Origin of the sequence: Micromonospora echinaurantiaca (assembly GCF_900090235.1) — a bacterium.
Lineage (GTDB): Bacteria > Actinomycetota > Actinomycetes > Mycobacteriales > Micromonosporaceae > Micromonospora > Micromonospora echinaurantiaca.
On the sequence record NZ_LT607750.1, the window covers coordinates 2,385,628 to 2,404,291 of the forward strand.

General features: G+C 75.5%; 21 protein-coding genes. 8 read left to right on the plus strand and 13 right to left on the minus strand.

What is annotated here, in order from left to right; translation table 11 throughout:
- Nucleotides 1-27 precede the first annotated feature (27 nt).
- The 6 genes from GA0070609_RS10910 to GA0070609_RS10935 all read right to left on the minus strand — a co-directional run bounded on the left by GA0070609_RS10910 (nucleotide 28) and on the right by GA0070609_RS10935 (nucleotide 5,669).
- On the minus strand, nucleotides 28-384 hold the full coding sequence (locus GA0070609_RS10910; protein ID WP_088993706.1) for a YciI family protein: 357 nt from the start codon (nucleotides 382-384) through the stop codon (nucleotides 28-30).
- 155 nt (nucleotides 385-539) lie between these two features.
- Complete coding sequence (locus tag GA0070609_RS10915; protein ID WP_088993707.1) at nucleotides 540-1,205, minus strand: hypothetical protein; 666 nt, start codon at nucleotides 1,203-1,205, stop codon at nucleotides 540-542.
- Nucleotides 1,202-3,883, minus strand: coding sequence for an FtsK/SpoIIIE domain-containing protein (locus GA0070609_RS10920; RefSeq protein ID WP_088997650.1), 2,682 nt, complete (start codon nucleotides 3,881-3,883; stop codon nucleotides 1,202-1,204). Before GA0070609_RS10920 ends, GA0070609_RS10915 begins: the two co-directional genes overlap by 4 nt.
- The gene (locus GA0070609_RS10925; protein WP_231928619.1) at nucleotides 3,876-4,868 is read right to left on the minus strand and encodes a hypothetical protein; all 993 of its coding nucleotides are present in this window, start codon (nucleotides 4,866-4,868) and stop codon (nucleotides 3,876-3,878) included. Before GA0070609_RS10925 ends, GA0070609_RS10920 begins: the two co-directional genes overlap by 8 nt.
- An 11-nt stretch (nucleotides 4,869-4,879) precedes the next feature.
- Entirely contained in the window at nucleotides 4,880-5,140 is a 261-nt protein-coding gene (locus tag GA0070609_RS10930) for a hypothetical protein (protein ID WP_088993708.1), read from the minus strand.
- Between the two features lie 151 nt (nucleotides 5,141-5,291).
- Nucleotides 5,292-5,669, minus strand: coding sequence for a hypothetical protein (locus GA0070609_RS10935; protein ID WP_088997651.1), 378 nt, complete (start codon nucleotides 5,667-5,669; stop codon nucleotides 5,292-5,294).
- 133 nt (nucleotides 5,670-5,802) lie between these two features.
- On the opposite strand from GA0070609_RS10935, the gene GA0070609_RS10940 reads away from it, so the two are divergent.
- Genes GA0070609_RS10940 through GA0070609_RS10945 form a run of 3 tightly spaced genes read left to right on the plus strand, consistent with a single transcriptional unit; the run spans nucleotide 5,803 to nucleotide 8,893 of the window.
- The gene (locus GA0070609_RS10940; protein WP_088993709.1) at nucleotides 5,803-8,355 is read left to right on the plus strand and encodes an ATP-dependent Clp protease ATP-binding subunit; all 2,553 of its coding nucleotides are present in this window, start codon (nucleotides 5,803-5,805) and stop codon (nucleotides 8,353-8,355) included.
- A 14-nt stretch (nucleotides 8,356-8,369) separates the two neighbouring features.
- Complete coding sequence (locus GA0070609_RS33120) at nucleotides 8,370-8,543, plus strand: hypothetical protein (RefSeq protein WP_157748113.1); 174 nt, start codon at nucleotides 8,370-8,372, stop codon at nucleotides 8,541-8,543.
- Nucleotides 8,543-8,893, plus strand: a complete 351-nt coding sequence (locus GA0070609_RS10945) for a DUF3140 domain-containing protein (RefSeq protein WP_088993710.1) — start codon at nucleotides 8,543-8,545, stop codon at nucleotides 8,891-8,893. Before GA0070609_RS33120 ends, GA0070609_RS10945 begins: the two co-directional genes overlap by 1 nt.
- 64 nt (nucleotides 8,894-8,957) lie before the next feature.
- Here the strand turns inward: GA0070609_RS10945 and GA0070609_RS10950 are convergent, their stop codons facing one another.
- The 3 genes from GA0070609_RS10950 to GA0070609_RS10960 all read right to left on the minus strand — a co-directional run bounded on the left by GA0070609_RS10950 (nucleotide 8,958) and on the right by GA0070609_RS10960 (nucleotide 10,926).
- Nucleotides 8,958-9,203 carry a hypothetical protein gene (locus GA0070609_RS10950; RefSeq protein ID WP_088993711.1) on the minus strand — a complete coding sequence of 82 codons (246 nt, stop codon included), beginning with the start codon at nucleotides 9,201-9,203 and terminating at the stop codon, nucleotides 8,958-8,960.
- Nucleotides 9,204-9,222: 19 nt separating this feature from the next.
- On the minus strand, nucleotides 9,223-10,230 hold the full coding sequence (locus tag GA0070609_RS10955) for a LysR family transcriptional regulator (RefSeq protein WP_088993712.1): 1,008 nt from the start codon (nucleotides 10,228-10,230) through the stop codon (nucleotides 9,223-9,225).
- Nucleotides 10,231-10,332: 102 nt separating this feature from the next.
- Nucleotides 10,333-10,926 (minus strand): hemerythrin domain-containing protein, encoded by a 594-nt coding sequence (locus tag GA0070609_RS10960; RefSeq protein WP_088997652.1) that lies wholly within the window; start codon nucleotides 10,924-10,926, stop codon nucleotides 10,333-10,335.
- Nucleotides 10,927-11,026: 100 nt separating this feature from the next.
- Between GA0070609_RS10960 and GA0070609_RS10965 the strand changes: the two genes are divergently transcribed.
- Nucleotides 11,027-12,355 carry a M20/M25/M40 family metallo-hydrolase gene (locus GA0070609_RS10965; RefSeq protein WP_088993713.1) on the plus strand — a complete coding sequence of 443 codons (1,329 nt, stop codon included), beginning with the start codon at nucleotides 11,027-11,029 and terminating at the stop codon, nucleotides 12,353-12,355.
- 60 nt (nucleotides 12,356-12,415) lie between these two features.
- On the plus strand, nucleotides 12,416-13,072 hold the full coding sequence (locus tag GA0070609_RS10970; RefSeq protein WP_088993714.1) for a hypothetical protein: 657 nt from the start codon (nucleotides 12,416-12,418) through the stop codon (nucleotides 13,070-13,072).
- Nucleotides 13,073-13,158: 86 nt separating this feature from the next.
- Here GA0070609_RS10970 and GA0070609_RS10975 read toward each other — a convergent pair whose 3' ends face one another.
- The 3 genes from GA0070609_RS10975 to GA0070609_RS10985 all read right to left on the minus strand — a co-directional run bounded on the left by GA0070609_RS10975 (nucleotide 13,159) and on the right by GA0070609_RS10985 (nucleotide 15,015).
- Nucleotides 13,159-13,350, minus strand: coding sequence for a DUF5703 family protein (locus GA0070609_RS10975; RefSeq protein ID WP_088993715.1), 192 nt, complete (start codon nucleotides 13,348-13,350; stop codon nucleotides 13,159-13,161).
- Between the two features lie 250 nt (nucleotides 13,351-13,600).
- On the minus strand, nucleotides 13,601-14,599 hold the full coding sequence (locus tag GA0070609_RS10980) for an SseB family protein (RefSeq protein WP_088993716.1): 999 nt from the start codon (nucleotides 14,597-14,599) through the stop codon (nucleotides 13,601-13,603).
- The gene (locus tag GA0070609_RS10985) at nucleotides 14,596-15,015 is read right to left on the minus strand and encodes a YbaB/EbfC family nucleoid-associated protein (RefSeq protein ID WP_088993717.1); all 420 of its coding nucleotides are present in this window, start codon (nucleotides 15,013-15,015) and stop codon (nucleotides 14,596-14,598) included. Before GA0070609_RS10985 ends, GA0070609_RS10980 begins: the two co-directional genes overlap by 4 nt.
- A 96-nt stretch (nucleotides 15,016-15,111) precedes the next feature.
- On the opposite strand from GA0070609_RS10985, the gene GA0070609_RS10990 reads away from it, so the two are divergent.
- The 3 genes from GA0070609_RS10990 to GA0070609_RS11000 all read left to right on the plus strand — a co-directional run bounded on the left by GA0070609_RS10990 (nucleotide 15,112) and on the right by GA0070609_RS11000 (nucleotide 17,551).
- Nucleotides 15,112-15,444 carry a hypothetical protein gene (locus GA0070609_RS10990; RefSeq protein WP_088993718.1) on the plus strand — a complete coding sequence of 111 codons (333 nt, stop codon included), beginning with the start codon at nucleotides 15,112-15,114 and terminating at the stop codon, nucleotides 15,442-15,444.
- A complete protein-coding gene (locus GA0070609_RS10995; RefSeq protein WP_088993719.1) occupies nucleotides 15,441-16,502 on the plus strand; it encodes a WXG100 family type VII secretion target in 1,062 nt (353 codons plus the stop codon). The genes GA0070609_RS10990 and GA0070609_RS10995 overlap by 4 nt, the downstream gene beginning before the upstream one ends.
- A 140-nt stretch (nucleotides 16,503-16,642) precedes the next feature.
- Nucleotides 16,643-17,551: a hypothetical protein gene (locus GA0070609_RS11000; protein WP_088993720.1), complete on the plus strand. Its 909-nt coding sequence runs from the start codon at nucleotides 16,643-16,645 to the stop codon at nucleotides 17,549-17,551.
- 19 nt (nucleotides 17,552-17,570) lie between these two features.
- On the opposite strand, the gene GA0070609_RS11005 is transcribed toward GA0070609_RS11000, so the two are convergent.
- Complete coding sequence (locus GA0070609_RS11005) at nucleotides 17,571-18,542, minus strand: aldo/keto reductase (protein WP_088993721.1); 972 nt, start codon at nucleotides 18,540-18,542, stop codon at nucleotides 17,571-17,573.
- Between the last annotated feature and the right edge of the window lie 122 nt (nucleotides 18,543-18,664).

The window sequence follows — 18,664 nt, forward strand, 5'->3', positions numbered from 1 at the left end:
GGCCGACCAGGGCTGGTGGCCGAGCGCTCAGGCGGTACCCACGCCCGCGACCGGACGGACCTCGATCGGCAGCGTGGTGGCCCGGGCCAGCTTCGCCGCCCAGCCCAGCGCCGCGTCCAGATCCGGTGCGGCGATCACGGTGAAGCCGCCGATGTGCTCCTTGCCCTCGGCGAACGGGCCGTCGGTCAGCAGCGTCTCGTCGTCGCGGACCCGGACCACCCGCGCGGCCGGCGCCAGCTCCAGCCCGGCACCGAACACCCAGACGCCGGCCGCGCGCATCTCCCGGTTGACGGCCTCGACGTCCCGCATGATCGGCTCCAGGAACTCCGGCGGCGGCGGGGCGTCCCCGTCGGGCTGGATCACGTTCAGCAGGTACTGGCGCATCACACGCTCCTCCTGGTCGCCTCGGCCGGCGTGCTCCGGCCTCCCACCTCTACACGAACGGCGGCCGGCCGGATCGACACCGCGCCGGCCGGGCGCACCGACCCGGGTCGACGTCGACGGCGCCGGCCCGGGTCGGCGCCCGCCACGCCCGCCGCTCAGCGCCCGGCGACCAGCAGCAGGACGGTGGTCACCAACCCGGCGACGAGCACCACCGTCATCGGCCGCGGGCCGAGCACCGCGTGCCGGCGGTCGGCCAGCCGCTTCGCCGGCACCAGGCCGACCAGCGGCCCGAGCAGCGTCACCACCAGCGCCAGCACCGGCATACCCACCGCCAGGTCGCCGCCGTTGCGCTCGCCCACCGCCCGGGCCGCCACCCCCAGGCCGTACGCCAGCGCCGCGCCGAGCACCCCGCAGAGCGCGAGCAGCGGGTTCACCGAGCCGGGCAGGTCACCCGGCCGGCGGGTGCGGTCGAGCAGCTCGCGCACCCCGTCGAGCAGCAGGGCCGGGTCGCCGGTCGCGCCGGGCGCCGGCCCGGGCGGCGCGCCGAGCCGCCGGGCACCCGGGCCGAGCCGGTCCCGCAGCTGCTGCCACAGGTGGGTCGCCTCGGCGTCCACCCGCTCCTGCGCCTCCCGCGCGTCCACCAGTTCCCGCTCGGCCCGCGCCACCCGCTCGGTGGCCTCGGCGACGGCCCGTTCGGCCGCCGCGCACTGCTGCTCGTACCAGGCGTGCGCCTCGGCCCGCTGGCCCTGCACCCGCGCGGTCAGCTCGGCCAGCCGCCGCACCTGCGCCGCGTACGTCTCACTGCTCACCGGTTGGTTCATCGGGACGGTCCGTAGGGGATGATCACCTGGCCGGTGCGGTGCACCGCCCGGTCGAAGAAGAGCCCGCGCCACGGGCGGGGGTACCAGTCCGGCCCGCCGGTACCCGGGTACAGCGACGAACCCAGCTCGCCGCCGTGCGTGTCCAGCGCGACCCAGGCGCCGATCTGGTCCGTGCGCGCCGCCGGCCCGCCCAGGTCGGCCCGCATCCGGGCCACCCCCCGCCACCAGGCCAGCACGTGGGTACGCCGCTCCGGCCCGTCGTGCAGGATCCGGCGCAGGTGCTCCAGCCCGGTCCGCCGGCCCACCCGCGCGCCCAGCGAACCGGCCGCCGCGTCGACGGCGAAGAGCAACAGGTAGTGCGGGCTGCCGCTGCCGCCCGGCGCGGTCAGGCCGTCGGCGGTCTCGGCCATCAACTCCGCCACCGTCTCCTCGTCGTACCAGGCCGCGTCGTCGGCCAGATCCTCGTACAGCGACCGGGCGGCCGGGTCGGCGTCCGGGTCGAGGCAGGCGATGGAGAACCGGGCGCTGCCCGGCCGGTGCTGGCGGGCCAGTGACCGGGCCGCCGCGTCCAGCACGGCGCACGCCTCGTCCACCCGGGTGCCGAGCACCGCCAGGTTCCGCCCCGGCGCCCGGGGCAGCCGCAGCGCCGCCGAGCGGGCCTGCACGTCGATGATCTCGCCGAGCAGCGCCACCGGATTGCGCAGCGTCCCGGTCTCCGGCGCGGCCAGCGCCCGGAAGTCCGGGGCATCGGCCAGCCGGGGGATCGCGTCGCCGTCGAAGAGCCGGGCGGGCGCAGCGTCCTGCGGCCGCATCCGCCACAGCCGGTGCTGCAGCTCGCTCCAGGTCTCCCAGTCGCTGGCCGAAGGGATCCGGGCCACCTGGTTGCCCTCGGTCATCCCCGACTCGGCGTTGACCACCGCATGGTGCCGCGGCAGCGACTGGGCGGCGTCGTTGCGTTCGGCGAGGATCCGCAGCGCCTTGGGCAGCGCGATGCGCAGGGTGAACTGGGCGACCAGCGCCGGCCGCCCCCACAACGCCTCGATGCCGCGCACGTCCTGTGAGGCGAGCACCAGGTGGATGCCCTGCGACCGGCCCCGGCGGGCCAGGTCCTCCAGCAGGTCGGCCGCCTCCCGGGCCACCACGTCCCGGCCGGCCAGCAGCATCTGGAACTCGTCGACCACCGCGACGATCCGCGGCCAGTGCCCGGTCGGGTCCACCGCGCGCAGCTCGGCCAGCTTGGTCACCTCGTGCTTCTTCGCCGCGTCGGCGCGCCGACGCAGCTCCTCGGCGAGGAAGCGCAGCAGCGCCAGCCCGAACTCCCGGTCGGTGTTGACGTTGATGCCGACCAGCCGCATGTGCGGCAGCCAGCTCGGGTCCCGCCGGCCCTGGGCGAACCGGGCGAAGGACACCCCCTCCTTGAAGTCGAGCAGGTAGAACTCCAGCTCGGCGGGGGAGTAGCGGGCCGCCAGCGCGCCGATCCAGGCGAAGATCAGGTTGGTCTTGCCGGTGCCGGACGGCCCGCCGATCAGCGCGTGCGGCGGGTAGTCGCCCAGGGTCAGCAGCACCGGCCGGCCGTCCGGGCCCTCCCCGATGGGCGCGGTCAACCCGGTCGCCGAGTCCTCCCGCCACATCCGCTCCGGCGGCGGCAGCAGGTCGGTGAACGGGGTCGGGGCGGGGCCGGCGTTCACCCGCGCCGCCACCTGCCGGCAGGTCTCGGTGACCAGCGTGGCCGGCGGCGGCGGGTCCAGGCGTACGGGCAGGCCGGGCGGGGCGCCGACCCGGGCGCCGTCCGGCTCGACCCGGACCCGGGTCACCGTCGGGTCGTCCGGCAGCGACACGCCCCGGACCACCAGGTGCACGCCGCAGGCCGCTCCGGTGCGGACCACCCGGTCGAGTTGGCCGCGCTCGTGCCGGGACAGCTCGTCCCCGCCGAGCAGCACGGCCACCCGCCACGGCTCCGGGCGGCGGCCGGTCGCCGCGGCCAGTTCGCGCAGCGAGCCGTACTCACCGGCCAGCACTGTCTCGTTGATCCGGCGGATCTGCTCCACCAGGTCGTCCAGCAGCCGACCCAGCCCGCCGGGACCGACGAAGGTGAGCAGCCCGGCGGTGCCGAGCGGGGCGAAGCCGGCCAGCCCGCCGCCGAGGTGCTCCGGGTCGTAGCCCACCAGCCGGACGCCGCCCGGGCCGGCCCGGCCCACCGCGCGCAGCAGCAGGGCGGAGACCACCGTCTCGCCGCCGTCCCGGTCCGCGCCGGTCAGCTCCACGTGCCCGGCGTCCAGCAGCGGCACCAGCGCGGGCACCGGCTCGGCGCCGGCGACGCGCAGCGTGCCGATCCGCAACGCGCCGGGCGGTTCGGCCCGTCCCGGCGGGGTCGGCGACCATCCGGCCCACTCGGCGGACGCGGCGCCGGGCGACTCCCGCCCGGCGGCGGCCGCGGCCCGACGGGTCAGCTCGGCGATCCGGGCGGCGTGCCGTTCGTCGATCTCGGCCAGCCGGCGGTCCCGTTCCGCGCCCACCCGCTCCGGCACGGCCGCGGCGGCCCGCCGGATCCGGGCCAGCCGCTCGCGGTCGGCGGTCAGCTCGGCCTGGGCGGCGGACAGCCGGGTGCGGGTGGCGCCGAGCGCCTCGGCGAGCATCCCCCGGACCCGGGTGACCAGTTGGGCGCGGCGGTCAGCCATCGGTTCCCCGGCGCCGGTCCCGGCCGGCCGCCGCGTCCGAGCCGTCCCGGCCGGGCACGCCCGAACCGTTCTGGTGCGGCCCACCGCCGGGCGAACCCGGCCCGCTGTGGCGGTGGGTGGCGCCGGCCGGCTCGCGGCCGGGCTCGGCCGGCAGGTCCCGGCCGAGCCGGGCCAGCAGCACCCCGGTGAGCACCCCGGCGGTGACCGCCGGGTCGGCGGCGTGCGGTTGGTCCTGCTCGCCGCGTCGCGGCGGGGGCATCCGGCAGACCCGGGTCAGCAGGGTGTCCAGCACCGGCGCGGGCAGCCCGGGCAGCAGGTCCCGGACCCGTCCGTCCACCTCGCGGCGCAGCCGGCCCAGGTCGTCCGCCCGCGGCGGGTGGCCGAGCAGTTCGCCGGCGAGGTCGCGCAGCAGCGGCGGGGCCACCGCGGCCAGCCCGAGACCGACGTCGGCGTGCGCCCCGCGCAGCTCGGCGTGCAGCCGGTCCCGGTCCCCGGCGCGGACGCCGCGCACCACCCGGCGCAGCAGTTCCCGGGAGTCGCCGACCCGCTCGTCCGGCCCGTCCGGCGGGCCCTCCCGGCCCCCGGTGAGCTCGGCCACCCGCACCGCCCACCAGCGGCGCATGGTCACCTCGCCGGCCGGCTCGGGTGCGGCCGCCACGGGTGCCGCCTCGCGGGGCGCGTCGTGCCGCGGCCGCCGGCCCGGCTCCTCGCGCGTCGGCGGCGCGCCGTCGGCCGCCAGCCCGATCGCGGCCAGGTACGCGGTGAGCTGCTCCTGGGCGACGCGCAGCGCGTAGTTGGCGGTCTCGGCGTGCTCGGTGGCCGCGGACAGCTCCGGCACCCCCATCGGGTTGGCCGACTCCTGCCGCACCCAGCGCAGCCGTTCGGCGGCCAGGCCGAACTTCTCCAGCGCCTGCCCGAGCAGGCCCAGCGGCAGCTCCTCGGCCGCGGCCCGGACCTGCGCGCCGACATCCTCCACGATGGACATGGCCGGCGCCCTTAGAGGGCCGCGACGTAGAGCTGCGCCTGCTCGACCGCGACCAGGGTGGCGGCGAGGCACTCCTCCAGCTCCTGGCTGGCCTGGGTGAGCGAGGCCTGGGCCGCCTCCACCGTCTCGTGCCCGCTGCCCTCCAGCGCCCCGGCCAGGGTCTGCTGCGCCTCGGCCAGCTTCTCGCCGGCGGCCTGTACGGCGCTCTGGCCGTCGCCGATCTGTTGCAGGGCGACATCGATGGCTGCCTTGAGCTCGGCGACGCTCGCCACGGCGGAACCTCCTGGGGGCGGGGAGGCCTCCATTAGAGCCTATCCCGGTGGGTGAGAGAACAACCGCCCTGTCAGTGTTCCTGCCCCGCTGACCGGTTGTCGACTTCGAGCGCCACAAGTCCGATTGGTGGGACCGCCGGCGGCCGGCCGGTCAGTCCCGCAGCCACCGCGGGCCGTACACCTCGGCGCCCAGCGCGGCGACCCGTTCCCGCAGCTCACGGTCGGCGGTGACGACCAGGCGGCGGCGCCCCGGGGCGGCCGCTACCTCCTCGACGATCGCGTCGTCGCCGGACCGGTCGGCGGCGACCACCCGCACCCCGGCCACGGACGGCACGTCCCGTGCCGCGCCCTCCACGACCAGCACCACCTCCACCGGCGGCGGCAGCCGGTCGGGCAGCCCGGCCGCGCCCACCGGCGCCAGCGTGTCGCGCAGCCGGGCGGTGGCGCCGGCCCGGTCCCGCCACCAGCCGTCCGGGCGCGAGCCCACCACGTTCGCGGCGTCCACGATCAGCAGCGGCGTCGACTCCATGCCGCCAGCCTGCCACCCGCCGACGCGCCGCCGGGCGGGCACCTGCCCCGCGGTGGCACCAGTGCGGCGTTTGTCGGGCCGGCCGCCGGGTAGCCCCTGGCGACCGTGCCGCGCCCGACTGCGGAGGACAGACATGATGGGACCCGGTGACTTCGGCTCCGACCCCTGGGACGAGTTCCTGGCCCGGTACTTCGGCCGGGGCGAGGGTGGGCGCCGGCCCGCGCACCGGGTCGACATCACCCGGCTGATGACCGCCGACGCCCGGGAGATGCTCGCCGACGCCGCCCGGCGGGCCGCCCAGCGGCACAGCACCGACCTGGACACCGACCACCTGCTCTGGGCGGCGTTGCAGCGCGAGCCGCTGCGCGACCTGGTGCGCCGGGCCGGCGCCGACCCGGACACGCTGCTGAACGCGCTCGGCGGGCGGGGCGACGGCGCGCCGGGCGGGGAGGTGCCGCCGAACCTCTCGCTGACCCCGGCGGCCAAGCGGGCGCTGCTCGACGCCCACCAGCTGTCCCGGGCGATGGGCGCCAACTACATCGGTCCGGAGCACATCCTGATGGCGCTGCCGCTGAACCCGGAGTCGCCGGCCGGGCGGATGCTGGCCGCCGGCCGGATCCAACCCGAGTCGTTGCAGGCGGCCAACGCCGAGCGCGGCCCGATGGGCGGCCCGAAGCCGGACCGCGGCACCCCGACCCTCGACCAGTACGGCCAGGACCTCACCGACCTGGCCCGCAACGACCAGATCGACCCGGTGATCGGCCGGGCCGACGAGATCGAGCAGGCGGTGGAGATCCTCTCCCGGCGGACGAAGAACAACCCGGTGCTGATCGGCGAGGCCGGCGTCGGCAAGACCGCGATCGTCGAGGGCCTCGCCGAGAAGATCTGCGACGGCGACGTGCCGCAGACCCTGCTCGGCAAGCGGGTCGTCCAGCTCGATCTGGCCGGCCTGGTCGCCGGCACCCGCTACCGGGGCGACTTCGAGGAACGGCTGAAGAAGGTGATCGACGAGATCCGGTCGCACCGCGAGGAGTTGATCGTCTTCCTGGACGAGATCCACACCCTGGTCGGCGCGGGCGGCGCGGGCAGCGAGGGCGGGATGGACGCCTCCAACATGCTCAAGCCGGCGCTGGCCCGCGGCGAGCTGCGGGTGATCGGCGCGACCACGCTGGACGAGTACCGCAAGAGCATCGAGAAGGACGCCGCGCTGGCCCGCCGGTTCCAGCCGGTGTTCGTGCCCGAGCCGAGCGTCGAGGACACCGTCGCCATCCTGCGCGGCCTGCGGGACCGCTACGAGGCGCACCACCAGGTGCGGTTCACCGACGAGGCGCTGGTCGCCGCCGCCGAGCTTTCCGACCGGTACGTCACCGACCGCTACCTACCGGACAAGGCGATCGACCTGATCGACCAGGCGGGCGCCCGGATCCGGCTGCGCACCCGGACCCCGGCCGAGGACGTGCGCGAGCTGGAGCAGCAGCTCGACGAGGTACGCCGGGACAAGGAGCAGGCGGTCGCCGACGAGCAGTACGAGCGGGCGTCCGCGCTGCGCGACCGGATCGCCGAGCTGGAGGGGCACATCCGGCGGGCCAAGGGCGACGAGGAACCGTCCCAGGTGCCGGCGGTCGGGCCGGAGGAGATCGCCGAGGTGGTCTCCCGGGCCACCGGGATCCCGGCCGCCCAGCTCACCGAGGAGGAACGGGACCGGCTGCTGCGCCTGGAGGGGCAGCTGCACGAGAAGGTGGTCGGTCAGGACGACGCGGTCGTCGCGGTGGCCGAGGCGGTGCGTCGGTCGCGCACCGGCCTGGCCGATCCGGACCGGCCGATGGGCAGCTTCCTCTTCCTCGGCCCGACCGGGGTCGGCAAGACCGAGCTGGCCCGGGCGCTGGCCGAGGCGCTCTTCGGCGAGGCCGACCGGATGGTCCGGGTGGACATGAGCGAGTTCCAGGAGCGGCACACGGTCAGCCGGCTGGTCGGCGCCCCGCCCGGCTACGTCGGGTACGAGGAGGCCGGGCAGCTCACCGAGGCGGTGCGCCGCCGCCCGTACGCGGTGGTGCTGCTGGACGAGATCGAGAAGGCCCACCCGGACGTGTTCAACGTCCTGCTCCAGGTGCTCGACGACGGGCGGCTCACCGACAGCCAGGGCCGGACGGTCAACTTCAAGAACACCGTCCTGATCATGACGAGCAACCTAGGCTCCGAGCTGATCACCGGCACCCAGCGCGCGGTCGGCTTCGGCGCCGGCGCGGAGGGCGGCGAGCAGGAGCGGGACGAGCTGCGCGAGCGGCTGATGCGCCGGCTCCAGGAGAACTTCCGGCCGGAGTTCCTCAACCGGATCGACGAAGTGATCATCTTCCGCCGGCTGGAGGCGGAGCAGCTGCGCCAGATCACCGGGCTGATGCTGGAGGAGACCCGGCGCCGGCTGCACGCCCAGGACATCCAGGTGGACTTCACCACCGCCGGCGTCGACTGGCTCGCCGAGCACGGCTACCAGCCGGAGTTCGGCGCCCGCCCGCTGCGCCGGGTGATCCAGCGCGAGGTGGACAACCACCTGTCCCGGATGCTGCTCGAGTCGTCGGTCTCGCCGGGCCAGAAGGTCGTCGTGGACGCCCGCGACGGCCAGCTCACGTTCGACGTCTCCGCGGGCGAACGCGGCTACACCGCGGCGACCACCTCGCATCCGCGATGACCCGGAGGGCGGAGATGACCGAACCCGAGGAGAGCCAGGACGAGAGCGATCGCACCGATCCGATCGTGGCCCCGCCGACGGCCAACCCGGGCCGGGTCCGGGTGCCGCCGGAGGGCCTGGGTCGGCGCACCGACGACGAGGAGGGGGACCCGGGTTCGTCCGGGCCACCGCCCGGAGAGGAGGGCTGATGGTACGAGAGGCGCGGCTCGATCCCGAGGTGGAGGTGCTCTGGGACGACTTCCACGCCCAGGTGAACGTCCCGTCCGAGAAGCTGCGGCAGTGGCTGCTGACCCGCGGCTCGGGGGAGGAGTCGTTCGGGCCGGACCCGGATCTCGACCTGCCCGAGCCGGGCCGGCAGATCCTCAAGGTGCTGACCAAGCGCAAGGTCGACCTGACGCCGGAGGACATCAAGGTGATGCAGGACGCGATCGACGAGATCCAGAACCTGCTGGAGGCCAAGCCGCCGCGTGGCAACGCCGACGACGACTGGCGCCACGCCCTGCTCGACCTGGGCCACGACGTCCTGGTCGAACGCTGAGGCACCGCACGACGTCGTCGTCACCCCGCCCCGGGGTGACGACGACGTCGGTGTTCGGCCGGGGTCAAGTCCCCTGGTCGGACTCGAGGCTGCCGATGGTGAGCCCGAAGGCGTCGGCGGCGGCCTCACGGTCGGCGCGCTGCCGCTGCTCGCGGGTGAGCAGGTTGGCGTACTCGGTGATGGCTGACGCGTCCGGCACCTCCGGCAGGCGGCGCAGGAAGGCTTCCACGTCCTGTGCGGCGGCGGTGTGCGCGGCGGCGGCCCGGAGCAGCGTCTCCCGGTCGGCGGCGGCGGGGTCGAGGTCGGTCATGCCGGGCAGATACCCGCGCTCAGGCGGTTCGCACCCCGCGCGCCCCGACGACCGGCCCGGCCGCCTTCGGGCCGTGCACCCCGAACTCCGGGTTGCGCATCAGCCAGGCCAGGTACGCCGGGTGCGGCGCCAGCGCGTCGGTGTACGCGGCCAGCGCCGTCTCCAGCACCAGGTCGGCGCCGAGCGCGGCGGGGGAGTCCGGGTGCCAGCCCAGCAGCAGCCGCCAGCGCAGCGGGGTGCCGGCCAGCCGCCGGGTCACCAGGCCGGCCACCGGGCGGAAGGTGGCCTGGCACAGCGCCACCGCCTCGCCCGCGTCCACCAGGTCCACGCAGCCGCGCACGTCGGCCTCGTACACCTTGCGGGGGGTGAAGCCGGAGCGGGCGCAGGCGGCGGCGAAGCAGTCGCCGAAGCAGCCCTCGCCCGGCGCGGCCACCCACTGCTCGTGGCGCAGGTCCACCAGCCGCACCTCGTCCCGGTCGGCCAGCGGGTGGGTCTCCGGCAGCAGCACCATCACCGGGTCGACCGCCACCTCCCGCCAGCACAGCCCGAACTCCGCCGACGGCGCGGAGTCGCCGCACACCCCGATCAGCGCGTAGTCCAGCCGGCCGCCGGCCACCGACTGGGCCAGCTCGTCCGCAGACCAGGACGCGTACGTGCTGATCTGGGCCTGCGGCTGCTCGGCGGCGAGCCGGTGCACCAACCGGCCGAGGATCGGGCTGTTCATCCCGCCGAACCGGTACCGCCGGGGCGCGTCCCCGGCACCGGCCAGCCGGGCCGCCTCGTCCTGCAGGCCCTTCATCGCCGGCAGCAGCACCCGGGCCCGGGCGAGCACCAGCTCACCGAGGGCGGTGGGTCGCGCGCCGCGGCGGTCCCGCTCGAACAGCGGTCCGCCCAGGGTCCGCTCGATGCGCTGGAGCTGGGCGGTGAGCGCCGGCTGGGCCAGGCCGAGCGTCGAGGCCGCCTTGGTCACGCTCCCCGTCTCCGCGATCGCGCAGACCACCCTCAGGTGTCGCAGCTCCAGGTTCATGGATATGACGGTAGGTCCACCGGCAGTCGGCGGGAAGGGTCCGTACGGATCAACGCGTTCCGATATTTGCGGGCCAGGACCGGTCGGCGCGGTGGCCGCCGGTCATCGGTCGGGCGGCGCGGGCAGGTCGGCGAGGTAGGTGGGCCGACCGGAGACCGCGTCGCGCACCTTGTCCACCACCCCGACGGCCGGCTCGACGATCCGGTTCCACGGCGGGGTGGCCGGGGTGGCCGGGTGGGGCCGGGTCGGCGCCGCCTCCTCGGCGATCTCCAGCCGGTTGCCGAGCCGGATCAGCTCCTCGGCGGTGGCCACCTCGCACAGCGCCGCGACCAGCGCGTCGACGCCGGCCACGTGCCGGCGTACCCGCTCGGCCAGCTCGGCCAGGCCGGTCGGCTCCTTGAGCGCGGTGAGCAGCCCGGCGTCCGCGTCGATCTCGTGGTCCACCCGGGCCGCGAGATCCGGGCGGGCCGACCGTACGGCCGGCAGCAGGTACTGCTCCTCCGCCGAGAGGTGCCGGGACAGCGCGGCGGTGAGCACCTCCAGCCCGTCCGCCGGCGGTTCCGGCGTGCCGGTGAGCCGGTCCACCAGCTCCAGCAGCTGACGGTGCTCGCCGGCGACGAGGTCGGCGATGCTGCGTCCGCCGGGCCGGTAGCCCTCCTCGGGCGCGGGCGGCAGCGGCGGCAGGGGGACGGTCATGGTGCCCTCCTCGGTGGCGGACCGCGTGGGGGCGCGGTCGGGTCCGGCGGTACCCGGCGGCGTCTGCGCCGAAACCGTGGCCGGCTGGTATGAAGATGCGATGACGAGCGACGCCGCCTCCGCCCGACCCGACCCCACCACCGAGGTCGTCGACCTCTGCCGTGACCTGCTGCGGATCGACACCACCAACACCGGGGACAACGACACCAGCGTGGGTGAACGCCGCGCCGCCGAGTACGTGGCGGAGAAGCTGGCCGAGGTGGGCGTCGAGCCGGTGATCCACGAGTCCGCGCCCGGCCGGGCGAACCTGGTTGCCCGGATCCCCGGCGCCGACCCGTCCCGCGGCGCGCTGCTGGTGCACGGCCACCTCGACGTGGTGCCGGCGGACGCCGACGAGTGGTCGGTGCACCCGTTCTCCGGCGAGCTGCGCGACGGCTACCTCTGGGGCCGGGGCGCGATCGACATGAAGGACTTCGACGCGATGGTGCTGGCCGTGGTGCGGCACTGGCAGCGCACCGGCGTCCAGCCGCCGCGCGACATCGTGCTCGCCTACACCGCCGACGAGGAGGCGGGCAGCGACTACGGCGCGCACTTCCTGGTGCAGCGGCACGGCGGCCTCTTCGACGGCTGCACCGAGGCGATCGGCGAGGTCGGCGGCTTCTCCTACTCGGTCAACGACGCCCAGCGGCTCTACCTCATCGAGACCGCCGAGAAGGGCATCGACTGGCTGCGCCTGCACGCCAAGGGCCGGCCCGGGCACGGCTCGATGGTGCACGACGACAACGCCGTCACCGCGCTCGCCGAGGCGGTCGCCCGGATCGGCCGGCACCGCTTCCCGGTGGTGGTCACCGACACGGTGCGGGCGTTCCTGGAGGAGGTCTCCGACCTGCTCGGCATCGAGCTGGACCCGGACGACCCGGAGACCGCCATCGCCAAGCTCGGCCCGATCGCCAACATCATCGGCGCGACCATCCGGAACACCGCCAACCCGACCCGGCTGTCCGCCGGCTACAAGGACAACGTGATCCCCGGGCGGGCCACCGCGACCATCGACTGCCGCAGCCTGCCCGGCCAGTCCGAGCTGCTGGAGCGGCAGCTGCGCGAGCTGATCGGCCCGGACATCGCGATCGAGTACATCCAGCGGCAGCCGGCGTTGGAGACCACCTTCGACGGCGACCTGGTCGAGGCGATGTCGGCGGCGCTGCGGGCCGAGGACCCGGGCGCCCGGCCGGTGCCGTACATGCTCTCCGGCGGCACCGACGCGAAGGCCTTCTCGCAGCTCGGCATCCGCTGCTTCGGCTTCGCGCCGCTGCGGCTGCCGGCCGACCTGAACTTCTCCGCGCTGTTCCACGGCATCGACGAGCGGGTCCCGGTGGACGGACTACAGTTCGGCGTGCGGGTTCTCGACCGGTTCCTGCGCACCTGCTAGTCGGGTCCGGCGCACCGACCATCCGCACCGATCCTCCCCATCGCGAAGGGACTGCCTCACATGACCGACCAGCACGGTGAGCTGGACGCCGCCCTCGAGCGCGTGATCGAAGCGGCCCGCCACCACCTGGCCGCCGTCCGCGCCGCGCAGGGCCGCATCGACGACGACGACGTCTGGCAGGCGTACGTGGCGTTGAACAACGCGTCCTACGCCTATGACGAGCAACTCCTGGACGCCTTCGGCGAGGTCACTCCCTGGGACGTCGAGTCGATCGACCCGGACGAGGCCGACCAGCGCTTCGGCGGCGGCGCGGAGGGCGTGGAGGCCACCGACCCGCACCCGCGGGTGATCTCGGTACGCCAGCGCCGGGACTACCGGGTGCCGAGCGTGTCGGCGCTGATCCGGGTGGCCGAGGTGGCTCGCCGGGAGGGCACGCCCGAGGACGACGAGCCGGCGCCGGTGGAGGGCGTCGGCGAGGCGGTGCTGGAGCTGCTGCAGAGCGGCGACGGCTCGCTCGGCGCGCTGGACGTCCCGGAGCTGGAGCCGCTCGACGGGGTGGTGATGGTCAGCGAGGTCGGCACCCCGGTCGACCTGGAGTCGTTCGACGACGACGACCCGGTCGGCCCGTTCCAGCCGGGCGCCGACGACCGGCTGGTCGGCCGGCTCGACGAGCACCCGTTCCTGGAGCTCGACGACGAGCACGACCACGCCCACTAGGCAGGGCGCGACGCCCCGGGGCCCGGCTCACCCGGCACGGGCTCCGGGGCGTCACCGGCGCGGGAGCCCGGCCCCGCGCCCGCGCCTCAGTACGACAGGCCCGGCTGCGGCTGGTTGATCCGCCGGCGACGCAGCATCACCTGCCGCGTACCGTCGCGGAACAGCCGCACCCGGGCCAACTCCCATCCGGAGAACTCCGCTTGGATCGCCAGCTGCGCCGCGGCGGTCAACCGGTCGACGTTCGGCGGCAACCGCAGCGGCGCGTATTCGTAGTCCATGGGCACTATGCTGCCCAGCCCGGCGGCCGTCCGCCACCCCCCCACGCGGTGACCCGCGCCGCTGCCCACGCCCGGTTTCCGCCGCCCCGCGCCGCCTGCCCGACGCCGCCTGCCCGAACCCGCCGGCCCGCGCTGGCCGCCCGGCGCCACTCCCCGCCGGCACCGGCCCGCGTCGCCTGTCCGCCGCCTGTGCGGGGTTGTCCGGCCGCCTGGCCGGGCACGTCTGCCGCCACCGGGCGGCGGAGGTGGGTCAGCCGGCCGGGGTGTTCGCCGCCAGCAGGGTGGCCAGGGCCGGCGCGGCCAGCGCGACCGACCGCGCGGTGCCCGGGTCGACCACGAGCCCCCAAGACCGGTCCGGCCAGTCCGCGAAGAGGTCGGCGCAGGCCAGCGCGACGAACGGCACCCCGTCGCCGGCGAAGGCCGTCAACACCTCCGGCGAGGTGAAGACCGGCAGCAGCGGTGCGCCCACTGGATCGGTGGTCACCGTCCAGGGGAAGTCGGCGTCCGGGCTCGGCTCTGCCGCCAGCGGCACGCACACCGTGGCGGCCGCCAGCACCCCCAGGTACCCGGGGAGGTCGCGCCGACCAGCGGCCTCGGCGAGCAGGTCCGTCACCGTCCGCCCCGCCGTGCCGGAGGACTCCGGGCGGCCGGCCGGTCCGGCCCCAACGGCCGTGAACGGCGGCGTCGGGGGGTCCGGGCGGCCGACGGTTCCGCCCCCGACCGCTGGGGTCGGCTCGTTCGCGGGGTCCGGGCCGCCCGGCGTTCCGGCGCCGGCCACCACGGCCCGCTCGGCGGCGGCGTACGGGCCGACGACCGCGGCCGTCCGGTCGCCGGGCGGCGGAACCGGCAGGTCGGCGGGGGACGGCGGGACCGGCGCGGTGGCCGGCCGCCGGGCGGCGGGGACGGGGACCGGTGTCGGCGGCAGGGCCCGGCAGGAGAGCGCGCCCGGGTCGGCGGTGAGCACCTCGGCAGCGGTCCGCGCCACGAACATGCCGAGCCAGTCGAGCCGCTCCGGAGTACGCGGCGTCTCGTACCACCACCCGCCGTTGCCGTCGGGCGGACGCTGCCAGCCGAGCGCGGCCAGGCGTGCCTCGTCGTAGCCGGGGCAGTGCAGCCGGACCGTCTCCCGGCGCACCAGCAGGTGCAGCCGGCGCGGACCGGCGGCCAGCTCCAGGTCGGTGTCCCGGTCGCAGCGGGCGAGCGTGTCCCGCAGTCGGTCGACGATCTCCGGCCAGCTCGGCGAGGTCATGCCGGCGAGCCGGGCAGCCGCCCGTCCAGCCGTCCCAGCCGGCCGACGGCCTCCTCCAGCCGGCCCAGCGCGGAGAAGTCGCCCGGCGTGCCGAACAGGTCGGTCAGCCCGGCGCCGAGCTTCGCGTCCAGACCCTCGGTGCGCTCCTCGAACTGCTCCGCCGCGGCGGCCTTGGCCCGCCCGTACGCCTCCAGCACCATCTCCGCGAGCCCGTCGGTGCCGGCGCGCAGCGCGGTCGGTGCGAAGCTCAGGTCGGTGAGCGCGCCGGTGGCGTCGACGGTGGCGGTGACCAGGCCACTCTCGTCGGTGGCCGTGCCGGACAGCTCGGACAGGTCGTCCCGCAGGCCGGCGAAGCGGCGTTCGATGTCGGCGATCCGCCCTGCGAGCGCGTCGAACGCGGACAGCGGGTCAGCCATGAGATTCCTCCCCCGTGGACGGTGGCACCGGGGTGGTGCCCGGCGGCGGGGTGATCGTATCGTCGGTGGGCCGCACGCTACGGGGGAGGAACGGCGATGCCACCAGACATCGAAGTCGACGTGCACGCGGTCCGTCGGCTGGAGACCGCCGCGAAGCAGGTCGCCAGCTCGCTGGCCGCCCTGGAGAGCCGGATCGCCTCGGCCGGCGACATACCGTCGGACGCCTTCGGTCACCTGCCGTTCGCCAGCGACATGCTCCGCGACAAGTACGCCGAGCAGGTCGAGGGCGGGATGGAGCTGTTCCGGTCGGCGCACGACGCGTTCGAGCGGGTGGCCACCGCGCTGGCCGGCACGGCCGAGGCGTACGAGCGCAACGAGCAGGACATCGACGCCGGGTTCAAGGCCATCCAGTCCGGGATGTCCCGATGAGCGGGCCGGCCGGCAGCGCCGTCCAGTTGTGGAACGGCATCGACAACGCGCTCTCCGGCGTGCATGAGGCGGTGGACAGCGTCTGCCGCACCCTGGCCTGGCCGCTGATCCAGCTCGTCGACCTGGTCGACGGCGAGCCGGCGGCGCTGCGCGCCAAGGCCACCGAGTGGGACGCGCTGGCCGCGCAGGTGCGCGAGCTGGCCCAGGGCCACCGCGGCGCCCGCGAGGCCGCCCAGGCCGGGTGGCGGTCGCCGTCCGGTGAGGCGTACGGCCGCCGGATGGCCGAGGTGGAGCAGCAGTTGCTCGACCTCGGCGAGCAGTTCGCCGCCACCGCCGAATACCTGCGCGGCGTCGCCGACGGCCTGCAGACCGTGCACGACGTGCTGGTCGACCTCTGCGTCGAGTTCGTGAACTGGATGCTGGTCACCCTGGTCACCGCGCTGCTGATGGCGCCGTTCACCGCCGGGGCGTCCTGGGCGGCCGGCATGGCGATCACGGTCACCCGCGGCATGATCGTGCTGACCCGGATGCTCAAGGTGATCCGGCCGCTGGCCGCGCACCTGCAGAAGGTGATCAAGCTGCTCCAGCGGGTGCTCTACTACCTGCGCAAGCTGCGCAGCCACCTGGACAAGCTGGTCGACAAGCAGAAGTGGCTGCGTACCGGCCAGAAGTACGCCGACAAGCGGAGCGCCGCCGGTAAGGCGGACAAGTGGTACCACAAGGTGATGGATCCGGCCAAGGGCCACTACAAGCTGGGCAAGTCCGGGTCGCCGTTCGACATGGGCGCCTTCGAGCGGATGAAGGTGCTGCGCAACGAGGGCATCAGCAACGGCGCCCAGACGATCGCCCGCGACTGGGCCACCAACCTGCCGTGGAACGTGCCGAACACGATCGTGCACGGGGTCACCTGGGGCACCGTCGCGGTCACCACCGGCCTCTCCGTGCCCGGCGCCGACCTGGTCGGGGACAAGGTCGACCAGGCGGTGCAGGACGGCGCCGACTGGGTCGACCAGAATGTCTTCGGTCAGCCGCCCGCGCAGCAGCCGGCGGGCCGGTGACGGTCGATCGAGGAGGTACGCCGTGAGCGCGAGGAGTGCGTTGGTCCTGCGAGCCCTGCGGTCGCGAACCGAGGTGGCCGCGTGAGCGCGTGGAGTGCGCCGGTCCTGCGGGCCCCGCGGTCACGATCCGGGGTGGCGGCGTGAGCGGTGGTGGGCGGGGCCGGCTCGGGCGGCTCACCGAGGCGGTGCTCGGCGGCGCCCGGGCGGCCCGGGACAAGGCCCGCGAGCTGCGCGACGAGTTCCGTACCAGCGACGAACCGGAGCGTGCCCTGGTCGCGCCGCTGGTGCCCGGGCAGGAGCTGCGCTACGTCGGGCTGGCCCCGGTGCGGGCGCCCGAGGGGCACCGCGCGGGCAGCCAGCTCGTCGACCGGGTCGGCGACGAGATGGCCGAGGCGCTCGACCCCCGCGCGCTGTTCGGGCTGCTCAACATCGTCAACCCGGTGGTCTGGGTGGACGCGGTGATGACCCCGGTGCGGCTGGCCGCGGGCGTCCTCCTGCTCCCCGGCAAGGCCGCCGTGCTCGCGGCGGCCGTGCCCGGCGAGGAGGAGCCGCCGGCCGGGCCGCCGCAGCAGGCGCCGGTCCGGGAACCGCTACCGCTGACCGAGGAGCAGGAGGCGTTCCGGGCGCTGTTCCGGCTCAGCCGGTACCGGCCGCTGGCCGACCAGCTCGCCGAGATCGCCTACCGGCGGCGGTACGTCTTCAGCGGCGACCTCGCCACCCTCGCCGGCAGCCTGCTGCTCTTCCTGGAGCGCTACACCGGCACCCCGCTCGCGGTGACCGACACCCACCTGCACCTGCTGCGGATGGGTCGCCGCCCGGATGAGGGCCGGCCGGACAAGCGCCAGCCCCGGCTGCTGTGGAGCGTGCAGCGCAGCCGGATCGCCCGGATCGACTGCGACCACGGCGGTGCGCGGCTGATGCACTTCCCGTCGACCATCGTGTTCGACGACGGGTCGTGGATCCGGATCGTCAACCCGGCGACCCGGGACGACCAGAACCGGTTCCTCGCCGCGGTCCGGGAGATCCCCGGCCAGCGCCCGGCCGGCTGACCGGGGCGGGCGGCGCCGCTCAGCCGTCCCGCTCCGGGTAGCCGACCGGCACCGAGGACACGTCGTCCAGCGCGGTGGTGATCTCCTCCGGCAACGTCATCCGTTCCACCTGCAGCGCGCCCAGCAGCTGCCCCACCGTCCGGGCGCCGAGGATCGGCGCCACCACCCCGGGGCGGTCGCGGATCCAGGCCAGCGCCACCTCCAGCGGCGACACCCCGAGCCCGCCGGCCGCGGTGGCCACCGCCTCCACGATGCTGGAGCAGCGCGGCTCCAGGTAGGTGGCGACGAACCGCTCGAAGTGCGGCGACGCCGCCCGGGAGTCGGCCGGCCGGCCGTGCCGGTACTTGCCGGTCAACACCCCCCGGCCCAGCGGCGACCAGGGCAGCACGCCCAGCCCGAGCGCCTCGCAGGCCGGCAGCACCTCCCGCTCCACGCCCCGCTCCAGCAGCGAGTACTCCACCTGCGCCGCCACCACCGGGGCCCGCCCCGGCCAGGCGGCCTGCCAGGTGGCGGCGCGGGCGGTCTGCCAGCCGGAGAAGTTCGACACCCCGACGTAGCGGACCCGGCCGCTGGCCACCGCGTGGTCCAACGCCGACAGGGTCTCCTCCAGCGGGGTGTCCGGGTCGTAGCCGTGCACCTGGAACAGGTCGACGTGGTCGGTGCCGAGCCGGCGCAGCGAGGCGTCGAGCGTACGCAGCAGGTGCCCGCGTGAGCCGTCGCGCCGGCGGCCGCTGCCCGGCCGCAACCCCGCCTTGGTGGCGATCAGCAGCTCGTCGCGGGGGACCAGGGTGCCCAGCAGCGAACCGATCACCGACTCCGCGTCGCCGTCGCCGTAGACGTCGGCGGTGTCGACCAGGTTGCCGCCCGCGTCGAGGTAACTCTTCAGCTGGGCGGCCGCATCGTCGGCGTCGGTGTCCCGGCCCCAGGTCATGGTGCCGAGAGCGAGCCGCGAAACCGCCAGCCCGCTTCGGCCGAGCGGTCGCTGTTGCATGGGTGAACCTTATTTCGAACCGGGCCCGGACGGATATCCTCGCCTGGCCGTCAAGTCTGCCGCCCCGGGCCGGTGTCCGCTCGGCCCGGTGCCGGCTGGCCCCCCCGGCCGGTCGGACCCGC

Coding starts and splice junctions, on each gene's coding strand:
- GA0070609_RS10965 (WP_088993713.1), top strand. CDS start 11,027: ATGACGAGCGACGCCGCCTCCGCCCGACCCGACCCCACCACCGAGGTC.
- GA0070609_RS10995 (WP_088993719.1), top strand. CDS start 15,441: ATGAGCGGGCCGGCCGGCAGCGCCGTCCAGTTGTGGAACGGCATCGAC.
- GA0070609_RS10940 (WP_088993709.1), top strand. CDS start 5,803: ATGATGGGACCCGGTGACTTCGGCTCCGACCCCTGGGACGAGTTCCTG.
- GA0070609_RS10935 (WP_088997651.1), bottom strand. CDS start 5,669: ATGGAGTCGACGCCGCTGCTGATCGTGGACGCCGCGAACGTGGTGGGC.
- GA0070609_RS33120 (WP_157748113.1), top strand. CDS start 8,370: ATGACCGAACCCGAGGAGAGCCAGGACGAGAGCGATCGCACCGATCCG.
- GA0070609_RS10915 (WP_088993707.1), bottom strand. CDS start 1,205: ATGAACCAACCGGTGAGCAGTGAGACGTACGCGGCGCAGGTGCGGCGG.
- GA0070609_RS10925 (WP_231928619.1), bottom strand. CDS start 4,868: ATGTCCATCGTGGAGGATGTCGGCGCGCAGGTCCGGGCCGCGGCCGAG.
- GA0070609_RS10960 (WP_088997652.1), bottom strand. CDS start 10,926: ATGACCGTCCCCCTGCCGCCGCTGCCGCCCGCGCCCGAGGAGGGCTAC.
- GA0070609_RS10950 (WP_088993711.1), bottom strand. CDS start 9,203: ATGACCGACCTCGACCCCGCCGCCGCCGACCGGGAGACGCTGCTCCGG.
- GA0070609_RS10990 (WP_088993718.1), top strand. CDS start 15,112: ATGCCACCAGACATCGAAGTCGACGTGCACGCGGTCCGTCGGCTGGAG.
- GA0070609_RS10970 (WP_088993714.1), top strand. CDS start 12,416: ATGACCGACCAGCACGGTGAGCTGGACGCCGCCCTCGAGCGCGTGATC.
- GA0070609_RS10980 (WP_088993716.1), bottom strand. CDS start 14,599: ATGACCTCGCCGAGCTGGCCGGAGATCGTCGACCGACTGCGGGACACG.
- GA0070609_RS10955 (WP_088993712.1), bottom strand. CDS start 10,230: ATGAACCTGGAGCTGCGACACCTGAGGGTGGTCTGCGCGATCGCGGAG.
- GA0070609_RS11005 (WP_088993721.1), bottom strand. CDS start 18,542: ATGCAACAGCGACCGCTCGGCCGAAGCGGGCTGGCGGTTTCGCGGCTC.
- GA0070609_RS10985 (WP_088993717.1), bottom strand. CDS start 15,015: ATGGCTGACCCGCTGTCCGCGTTCGACGCGCTCGCAGGGCGGATCGCC.
- GA0070609_RS10920 (WP_088997650.1), bottom strand. CDS start 3,883: ATGGCTGACCGCCGCGCCCAACTGGTCACCCGGGTCCGGGGGATGCTC.
- GA0070609_RS10975 (WP_088993715.1), bottom strand. CDS start 13,350: ATGGACTACGAATACGCGCCGCTGCGGTTGCCGCCGAACGTCGACCGG.
- GA0070609_RS10945 (WP_088993710.1), top strand. CDS start 8,543: ATGGTACGAGAGGCGCGGCTCGATCCCGAGGTGGAGGTGCTCTGGGAC.
- GA0070609_RS10910 (WP_088993706.1), bottom strand. CDS start 384: ATGCGCCAGTACCTGCTGAACGTGATCCAGCCCGACGGGGACGCCCCG.